The organism is Streptomyces sp. B15, from assembly GCF_018070605.1.
Classification (GTDB): domain Bacteria; phylum Actinomycetota; class Actinomycetes; order Streptomycetales; family Streptomycetaceae; genus Streptomyces; species Streptomyces smyrnaeus.
The window spans coordinates 1-8,765 of sequence record NZ_JAGPXJ010000160.1; the positions used below are offsets into that span (position 1 = coordinate 1).

The following is an 8,765-nucleotide window of genomic DNA, read 5'->3' on the forward strand; positions in this document are numbered from 1 at the left end:
CCCACCCGAGGAGCCCCCAACAACGGGGAGGGGGCCCAGGCGGGCCCCCTCAGCCATGGCGGCGACCCCCAGGGGGTGGAGTTGTGACGGGTGCGGGACAATGGAGCATGTGACTCGGATCGTGATCATCGGCGGCGGCCCTGGCGGATACGAAGCAGCCCTGGTGGCGGCGCAACTCGGCGCGGAGGTCTCCGTCGTCGACTGCGACGGCCTCGGCGGCGCCTCGGTGCTCACCGACTGCGTACCGTCCAAGACGCTCATCGCCACCGCCGAGGTGATGACCAACTTCGACTCCTCCTACGAGGAGCTCGGTATCCGGGTCGAGGACACCACGCACGACCCGGACGATCCGGCCCGGGTGGTCGGTGTCGACATCCGCAAGGTCAACCGCCGGGTCAAGCGCCTCGCTCTCGCCCAGTCGCACGACATCACGGCTGCGGTCACCCGTGCGGGGGGCCGTGTCGTCCGGGGCCGGGGCCGCCTGGAGCCCGGTCAGGCGACCGACGGCTCCCGCGTCGTCACCGTCACGGCGGCGGACGGCAGCCAGGAGCAGCTCACCGCGGACGCGGTGCTGATCGCCACGGGCGGCCACCCGCGTGAGATCCCCGACGCCCGCCCGGACGGGGAGCGCATCCTGAACTGGACGCAGCTCTACGACCTCCAGGAACAGCCCGAGGAGCTGATCGTCATCGGCTCCGGCGTCACCGGTGCCGAGTTCGCGGGCGCCTATCAGGCCCTGGGCTCGCAGGTCACCCTGGTCTCCTCCCGTGACCGGGTCCTCCCCGGGGAGGACCCGGACGCGGCGGCGGTTCTGGAGGACGTCTTCCGGCGGCGGGGCATGAACGTGATGAGCCGCTCCCGTGCCGCCTCCGCCAAGAGGACGGACGACGACCGGGTGGAGGTCACCCTCCAGGACGGCCGTACGATCACCGGCACCCACTGTCTGGTGGCGGTCGGTGCGATTCCCAACACCGCCGACATGGGGCTGGAGGAGGCGGGGGTCCGGCTCAAGGAGTCGGGCCACATCTGGACCGACAAGGTCTCCCGTACCACGGCCCCCGGCGTCTACGCCGCGGGCGACTGCACCGGTGTCCTGGCGCTCGCCTCCGTCGCGGCCATGCAGGGCCGGATCGCGATGTACCACTTCCTGGGCGACACGGTGAATCCGCTCGACCTCAGGACGGTCTCGGCGAACGTCTTCACCGACCCGGAGATCGCGACGGTCGGCTACAGCCAGGCGGATGTCGACAAGGGCGCCATCGAGGCGCGGGTCGTCAAGCTGCCGCTGGTGCGCAATCCGCGGGCCAAGATGCAGGGCATCAGGGACGGTTTCGTGAAGCTGTTCTGCCGTCCCGGTACCGGGATCATCGTCGGGGGTGTGGTCGTCGCGCCACGGGCCAGCGAGCTGATCCATCCGATCTCGATCGCCGTTGACAACAATCTGACCGTCGAGCAGATCGCGAACACGTTCACCGTGTATCCCTCGCTCACGGGGTCGATCGCCGAGGTCGCCCGCCAGCTGCACACGCGGAAGATCGCCGAACTGCACTGAGTGACGGACGTGGGGGGCACCGATCGGGGCGTTGCCCCAAACGATCCCCTATATCACGTTCGGTGTCGCCGTACGAACAACTTCTGTTAATCCGTGCATAGCGCTGAAAGCAGACGGTCGTTGGCGTTACTGTCAGTTCCGTGTTCGCTGCGGAACGTCGTCAATTGATCCTTGAAATGGTGCGCGCCAACGGAGCCGTCTCGCTCCGTGAGCTCGCCCGCGTCGTCCAGACCTCTGAGGTGACCGTGCGCCGTGACGTACGGGCGCTGGAGGCCGAAGGACTCCTCGACCGCCGTCACGGCGGGGCCGTGCTGCCGGGAGGTTTCACCCGGGAGTCCGGCTTCCCCCAGAAATCCCACCTGGCCACCGCGGAGAAGACGGCCATCGCCGACCTCGCCGCGGGCCTCGTCTCGGAGGGCGAGGCCGTCGTCGTCGGAGCCGGAACGACGACTCAGGAGCTCGCGCGGCGGCTCGCGAGAGTGCCCGGCCTGACCGTCGTCACCAACTCGCTGCTGGTGGCGCAGGCGTTGGCACACGCCAACCGCGTGGAGGTGGTGATGACCGGAGGCACCCTGCGCGGCTCCAACTACGCGCTGGTCGGCAGCGGCGCCGAACAGTCCCTGCAGGGGCTGCGGGTCTCCCGCGCCTTCCTGTCCGGAAGCGGGCTGACGGCCGAACGCGGCCTGTCCACCTCCAACATGCTCTCCGCGAGCGTGGACCGGGCACTGGTGCAGGCGGCCGGCGAGGTCGTGGTCCTCGCCGACCACACCAAGCTGGGGACCGACACCATGTTCCAGACGGTGCCCACCGATGTGATCACCCGGCTGGTGACGGACGAGCCACCTGCGCACGACGACCGTGCGGAGACGGAGTTGCAGGCCCTCGCCGACCGCGGCGTCCAGATCGCCGTCGCCGGGACCGCGCCGTCCCCCCAGGAGAGGGGACGGCCCGAAGTGCCCATGCCCACCCCCCGCCGGGCCGCCTCGCAGGCGGGGAACCCCGCCGGGGGCCCGGCAGGTCAGTCGGGGGGCACGCCTCCCACCCACCTCAGGTCCGCCTCGGCGGCTCCGCCCCGGGTGGCCGACCTGGCGCCCCGGCGGCGCTGAACCGCTTCCGCCGCGCACCCCGTCCTGCGGGGTGCGCGGCGGAAGGAACGGGTGCTCAATCCTTGATCCCGCAGATCAGTCCTTGATCTCGCAGATCACGGCGCCCGAGGTCACGGAAGCGCCGATCTCCGCACGGAGGTCCTTGACGGTGCCGGAGCGGTGCGCGTTCAGCGGCTGCTCCATCTTCATCGCCTCCAGGACGATGATGAGTTCGCCCTCCTCGACCTGCTGACCCTCCTCGACGGCGACCTTGACGATGGTGCCCTGCATCGGGGAGGCGAGCGCGTCACCGGAGACGGCGGAGCCGGACTTCTTGCCGGCCTTCCGCCGCGGCTTGCGGGCACCACCCTCGACGGCGGCCCGCGCCAGCGGCATGCCCAGCGAGGACGGCAGCGACACCTCCAGCCGTTTGCCGCCGACCTCGACGACGACGGTCTCCCGGCCCGCGGCCTCGTCCTCCTCCGTGTCCGGCGAGGTGGCGGCGGCGAACGGCTTGATGTCGTTGACGAACTCCGTCTCGATCCACCGGGTGTGGACGTCGAAGGGCCGGCCCTCGCGGCCGTTCACCTCCGGTGCGAAAGCGGCGTCCCGCACCACCGTGCGGTGGAAGGGGATCGCGGTGGCCATCCCGGTCACCTCGAACTCGTCCAGCGCCCGCGCGGCCCGCTGCAGGGCCTGCTGCCGGGTGGCGCCGGAGACGACGAGCTTGGCGAGCAGCGAGTCCCAGGCCGGGCCGATCACCGAACCCGACTCGACACCCGCGTCGAGCCGAACGCCGGGGCCGGACGGCGGGGCGAACGTCGTCACCGTCCCCGGCGCCGGAAGGAAGTTGCGGCCCGGGTCCTCGCCGTTGATACGGAACTCGAAGGAGTGACCGCGCAGCGGGGGGTCGTCGTAGCCGAGTTCCTCGCCGTCGGCGATCCGGAACATCTCGCGGACCAGGTCGATGCCGGTGACCTCCTCGGTCACCGGGTGCTCGACCTGGAGGCGGGTGTTGACCTCCAGGAAGGAGATGGTGCCGTCCTGGCCCACCAGGAATTCGCAGGTGCCCGCGCCCTCGTAGCCGGCCTCGCGCAGGATGGCCTTGGACGCGCGGTACAGCTCCGCGTTCTGCTCGTCCGTCAGATACGGCGCGGGGGCCTCCTCCACCAGCTTCTGGTGACGGCGCTGGAGGGAGCAGTCACGGGTGGAGACGACGACCACGTTGCCGTGCTTGTCGGCCAGGCACTGGGTCTCCACGTGCCGGGGCCGGTCCAGATAGCGCTCGACGAAGCACTCACCGCGGCCGAAGGCGGCCACGGCCTCGCGCACCGCCGAGTCGTACAGCTCGGGGACCTCCTCCAGCGTGCGGGCGACCTTCAGACCGCGCCCGCCGCCGCCGAAGGCGGCCTTGATGGCGATGGGCAGCCCGTTCTCCTCGGCGAAGGCCACGACCTCTTCCGAGCCGGAGACCGGGTCCTTGGTGCCCGCGACCAGGGGCGCGCCCGCGCGCTGGGCGATGTGCCGCGCGGCGACCTTGTCCCCCAGGTCGCGGATGGCCTGCGGGGGCGGGCCGATCCAGTTGAGGCCCGCGTCGATGACGGCCTGGGCGAAGTCGGCGTTCTCGGAGAGGAATCCGTAGCCGGGGTGCACGGCGTCGGCGCCCGAATCGGCGGCGGCCTTCAGCACCTTGGTGACATCCAGATAGCTTGCCGCCGGGGTGTCACCGCCCAGGGCGAATGCCTCGTCGGCCACGCGGACGTGCAGCGCGTCCCGGTCCGGCTCGGCATAGACGGCGACGCTCGCGATTCCCGCATCCCGGCACGCGCGGGCGACGCGGACGGCGATTTCGCCGCGGTTGGCGATGAGCACCTTGCGCACGATGGCTCCCTCCTTGAAACAAGCTGAGTTTAGGTACAGGCGACACCTGAGGCCGAGCCGCCAAGGGGGGTGAGCTTGCCCACACGGAGTGTCACCCGCGGGTCGCGCAGAACCGGATCTCCCCTCGTTGTCCCACGGTACGCCGCATTTGGCGCGGGATCGGCCGCCTCGGGCATGTGGGCTAGCTCTCTGTCGGAGTCGTGCGTCTGGAGGCTGAGTCTTTGTGGAGTCCCTACGACTCGAAGGGGGAAATTTTGCTTTGCGCCGTTTCCCTTGCCCCGGCCCGTACCCGTGAGTAGCGTTCGCCCTGCCAGCGACGTACCCGGAGTAACGCAGCACGAGAACGACGACGAACTGCGGTGAGCGCGTCGGGCGGACGAACGGGCGGCCAACCGGCGCCGCCCCGCACCCCGCGGATGCGCAGCGACGGAAGAGGTGGCCAAGTGGCAGGGCGCAGACGGGCAGTGGCCGCGGTGACCGCGTCGGTGCTCACGGTGGAAGCAGCCGTGCTCGTGGGGCTCAATCTCTTCCTCGGCAAGGTCGCCGACGCCCAGCAGATGTCCCTGGCGGGCATCGAACCGCGCGCGATGACGGTCTCGGCGGTGATCGGAGCCGTACTCGTCGGCGGCTATGTGCTCAGCTGCGCGGCGATCCTCGTGCGCACGGCGGTACGTGACCTGCCGCCGCGCGGCTTCTGGCGCATCGTGCTGATCAGCTGTGCGGTGGTGCACGGGGTGCTCGGTGCCTTCTGCGTCGGCCTGGTCGGCTGGCTGGCGTTCACGGTGATGATGGCCGTTCTCGGCCTCATCGTCTGGTCGTTGACCTGGTACGGCGAGGCCATGGAGGAGCCCGCCGACCGCACCGTCGGCCACCCCGCCGACGGGTCCGGGATCAGCGCGGAGCCCACAGGTCCGTGAGGGCGACGCCCAGCTCACGCAGCAGCCTGCGCAGCGTGGGCAGCGACAGGCCCAGCACATTGCCGTGGTCGCCCTCGATACCGTCGATGAACGGTCCCGAGCGCCCGTCGAGGGTGAAAGCGCCTGCCACGTGCAGCGGTTCGCCGCTGGCGACATAGGCGGCGATCTCCTCGTCCGTCGGCTGCCCGAAGTGCACCGTCGTGGAAGCCGTCACCGAGCGCCGTGCGCTCGTGGCCCGATTGTCGATGACGCAGTGCCCGGTGTGCAGCACGCCCGAGCGGCCCCGCATGTTCTTCCAACGCGCCGTCGCGTCCTCGGCGTCCGCCGGCTTGCCCAGCGGCAGCCCGTCCAGCTCCAGCACCGAGTCGCAGCCGACGACCAGCGCGCCCGCCGTCTCCTGGCGGCCCGCGACCGCCGTGGCCTTCGCCTCGGCCAGCACCCGGGCCAGTTCGGACGGGGTCGGGGCGCTGAGCGCGTCCTCGTCCACCCCGCTGACGATCACCTCCGGCTCCATCCCCGCCTGCCGCAGCAGCGCGAGACGGGCGGGGATGGACGCGGAAGCCAGTACGAGACGCGGTGCATTCATGCGGGCCATCGTAAGGAGTCGGCGCGCCTGCCGAGCCCGGGTCCTCACGAGTACGCGACGGACAACAGCAGCAGCATCACCACACCGGTGACCACCAGCAGCACCCAGCCGAGGCGGTTGAGCTTCTGCTGGACACCGCTCATCTCCGGCGGCGGCTCGTCTCGGGGATCGGACCACAGCATGCGCCCATGGTGGTCGCGCGGGGCAGCGGAACGTCAGCCGGGCCAGAACGTGCGGCGCCAGGCGCCCGGACCCGGTGCCGGCAGCGAGCGCGGCACGGTGCGGGCCGGATCCGACCAGGCGCTCGGCTCCGCACGCCGCGGCTCCCCGGCCGCCACCGCGGAAGCCCGCACCCGCACCACCGCCAGCGCGGCCGCCAACTCCTCGGGCGTGGGGTTGCCCCGTACGACCCGGATGGGCGGCTCGGCGGACCCCGGCCCGGATTCGATGGACTCGATCGTCATCGCAGCCTCCTCACAGCGGGATGTTGCCGTGCTTCTTCGGCGGGAGCTGTTCCCGCTTGGTGCGCAGGGTGCGCAGACCACGGGTGATGTGACGGCGGGTCTCCGCCGGGCGGATCACCGCGTCCACATAACCGCGCTCGGCCGCCACATACGGGTTGAGCAGCGCGTCCTCGTACTCCTGGGTGAGCTGGGCGCGCAGCTGCTCGGTCTCCTCGGGCGTACCGGCGGCGGCCAGCTTCTTGCGGTGCAGGATGTTGACCGCGCCCTGCGCCCCCATCACGGCGATCTGCGCCGTCGGCCAGGCGAAGTTCAAGTCGGCGCCCAGGTGCTTGGAGCCCATCACGTCGTACGCGCCGCCGAACGCCTTCCGCGTGATCACCGTGATCAGCGGCACCGTCGCCTCCGCGTACGCGTAGATCAGCTTGGCGCCGCGCCGGATGATCCCGTCGTACTCCTGGTCCGTGCCCGGCAGGAAGCCCGGCACGTCCACGAACGTCAGCACCGGAATGTTGAACGCGTCGCAGGTACGGACGAACCGCGCCGCCTTCTCGCTCGCGTCGATGTTCAAACAGCCCGCGAACTGCAGCGGCTGATTGGCCACCACACCCACCGACTGGCCCTCGATACGGCCGAACCCGGTGACGATGTTCGGGGCGAACAGCGCCTGCGTCTCCAGGAACTCGCCGTCGTCCAGCACATGCTCGATGACGGTGTGCATGTCGTACGGCTGGTTCGCCGAGTCCGGAATCAGCGTGTCCAGCTCCCGGTCCTCGTCCGAGGTCTCCAGATCCGCGTCCTCCGGGTAGCCCGGCGGCTCGCTCAGATTGTTGGACGGCAGATACGACAGCAGCGCCTTCACATACTCGATGGCGTCCTTCTCGTCCCCCGCCATGTGGTGCGCCACGCCCGAGGTCGCGTTGTGCGTCCGCGCCCCGCCCAACTCCTCGAACCCGACATCCTCACCGGTGACCGTCTTGATCACGTCCGGCCCGGTGATGAACATGTGCGAGGTCTGATCCACCATCACGGTGAAGTCCGTGATCGCCGGCGAATACACGGCGCCGCCCGCGCACGGGCCGAGGACCAGCGAAATCTGCGGGATCACCCCGGAAGCGTGCGTATTGCGGCGGAAGATCTCCGCGAACAGGCCGAGCGCCGCCACCCCCTCCTGGATACGGGCGCCGCCGCCGTCGTTGATGCCCACCACGGGACAGCCGGTCTTCAGCGCGAAGTCCATGACCTTCACGATCTTCTCGCCGTAGACCTCACCCAGGGCACCGCCGAAGATGGTGAAATCCTGCGAGAAGACGCAGACCGGACGGCCGTCGACCGTGCCGTAGCCGGTGACCACGCCGTCTCCGTACGGGCGGTTCTTCTCCAGCCCGAAATTGGTCGACCTGTGCCGCGCGAACTCGTCGAGCTCCGTGAACGAACCCTCGTCGAGGAGCAGCTCGATGCGCTCGCGCGCCGTCAGCTTCCCCTTGGCGTGCTGCTTCTCCACCGCTCGTTCGGAGCCCGCGTGGACGGCTTCCTGTGTGCGGCGCTCGAAATCCGCGAGCTTGCCCGCGGTGGTGTGGATGTCGAGGTCGTCGATGTCGGGGCTGGGCGAGGACATCTCGGAGGGCTCCTTACCGTCGCGGGTTGGCTACCGACCCGTAGGCTATCGGCGACCTGCCCGTCACGGAGTGCGTCGTTGACCACACTCGCGCCCTTGGTTACCCCCTCCCTCGGGGCTCCGCCCCCTGTCCCCCTCCGGCCGACGCCGCCCCTCTGTTGTGGGGGCACGCCCTCGCTCCGCGGGGTGCGCCGCCCCCTTGTTGTGGGGGCACGCCCCCTGGGTTCTTCGGCTGTCGCCGAGGGGTCGTGTCGGGGGGCTCCTCCCCCAACCTTCGGCCGGGGGGAACCCCACCCGACGGCCCCCCGCCAGGTGGGCTTCGCCCCCCTAGAACCCCCCTTCCGCAACCAGGCAAGCCATTGACATACGTGCAATCCGCTTGCCTGTTGCTGCCCCCAATCCGGCCGGTGGCGACCCTGCGGGTCGTGTGTTGGTGCCACTCCGCCCGCACCGGTGTTACCGGTAACGCCGGGTGGGAGGGAGCCGAAATTGCGTTGCCGGTGTCTCCTTCGCGGGAGGAGTCGCACCGGCGACGCTCCCGCAGGGTCGCCACCGGCGGGTCCAAGGACCTCCACCCCCGGACGGACTTCACGTACGTCAATGGCTGTTTCATCGGGGGCAGGGGGGTCCTAGGGGGGCGGAGCCCACCTAGCGGGGGGTGTAGG

8 protein-coding genes are annotated in these 8,765 nt (G+C 70.4%); 3 read left to right on the plus strand and 5 right to left on the minus strand.

The features are described from left to right. The first annotated feature begins 100 nt into the window (after positions 1–100). Together KBY19_RS34845 and KBY19_RS34850 are read left to right on the plus strand one after the other, a co-directional pair. Positions 101–1,552, plus strand: coding sequence for an NAD(P)H-quinone dehydrogenase (locus KBY19_RS34845; RefSeq protein WP_185017982.1), 1,452 nt, complete (start codon positions 101–103; stop codon positions 1,550–1,552). 140 nt (positions 1,553–1,692) lie between these two features. Beyond that, positions 1,693–2,658: a DeoR/GlpR family DNA-binding transcription regulator gene (locus tag KBY19_RS34850; protein WP_099883624.1), complete on the plus strand. Its 966-nt coding sequence runs from the start codon at positions 1,693–1,695 to the stop codon at positions 2,656–2,658. A 75-nt stretch (positions 2,659–2,733) separates the two neighbouring features. On the opposite strand, the gene KBY19_RS34855 is transcribed toward KBY19_RS34850, so the two are convergent. Beyond that, a complete protein-coding gene (locus tag KBY19_RS34855) occupies positions 2,734–4,518 on the minus strand; it encodes a biotin carboxylase N-terminal domain-containing protein (RefSeq protein WP_099883625.1) in 1,785 nt (594 codons plus the stop codon). 443 nt (positions 4,519–4,961) lie between these two features. On the opposite strand from KBY19_RS34855, the gene KBY19_RS34860 reads away from it, so the two are divergent. Then, positions 4,962–5,435 carry a hypothetical protein gene (locus tag KBY19_RS34860; protein ID WP_307842791.1) on the plus strand — a complete coding sequence of 158 codons (474 nt, stop codon included), beginning with the start codon at positions 4,962–4,964 and terminating at the stop codon, positions 5,433–5,435. On the opposite strand, the gene KBY19_RS34865 is transcribed toward KBY19_RS34860, so the two are convergent. The 4 genes from KBY19_RS34865 to KBY19_RS34880 are packed head-to-tail and all read right to left on the minus strand — an operon-like array spanning position 5,410 to position 8,100. After that, complete coding sequence (locus KBY19_RS34865) at positions 5,410–6,021, minus strand: nucleoside triphosphate pyrophosphatase (RefSeq protein ID WP_210967435.1); 612 nt, start codon at positions 6,019–6,021, stop codon at positions 5,410–5,412. The two genes, KBY19_RS34860 and KBY19_RS34865, sit on opposite strands and share 26 nt — an antisense overlap. Before the next feature lie 44 nt (positions 6,022–6,065). Beyond that, a complete protein-coding gene (gene mmpB / locus KBY19_RS34870) occupies positions 6,066–6,203 on the minus strand; it encodes a morphogenic membrane protein MmpB (RefSeq protein ID WP_180289741.1) in 138 nt (45 codons plus the stop codon). Between the two features lie 33 nt (positions 6,204–6,236). Continuing rightward, positions 6,237–6,485 carry an acyl-CoA carboxylase subunit epsilon gene (locus KBY19_RS34875; protein WP_185017984.1) on the minus strand — a complete coding sequence of 83 codons (249 nt, stop codon included), beginning with the start codon at positions 6,483–6,485 and terminating at the stop codon, positions 6,237–6,239. A gap of 10 nt (positions 6,486–6,495) precedes the next feature. After that, positions 6,496–8,100, minus strand: a complete 1,605-nt coding sequence (locus KBY19_RS34880) for an acyl-CoA carboxylase subunit beta (protein ID WP_099883627.1) — start codon at positions 8,098–8,100, stop codon at positions 6,496–6,498. Positions 8,101–8,765: the final 665 nt, after the last annotated feature.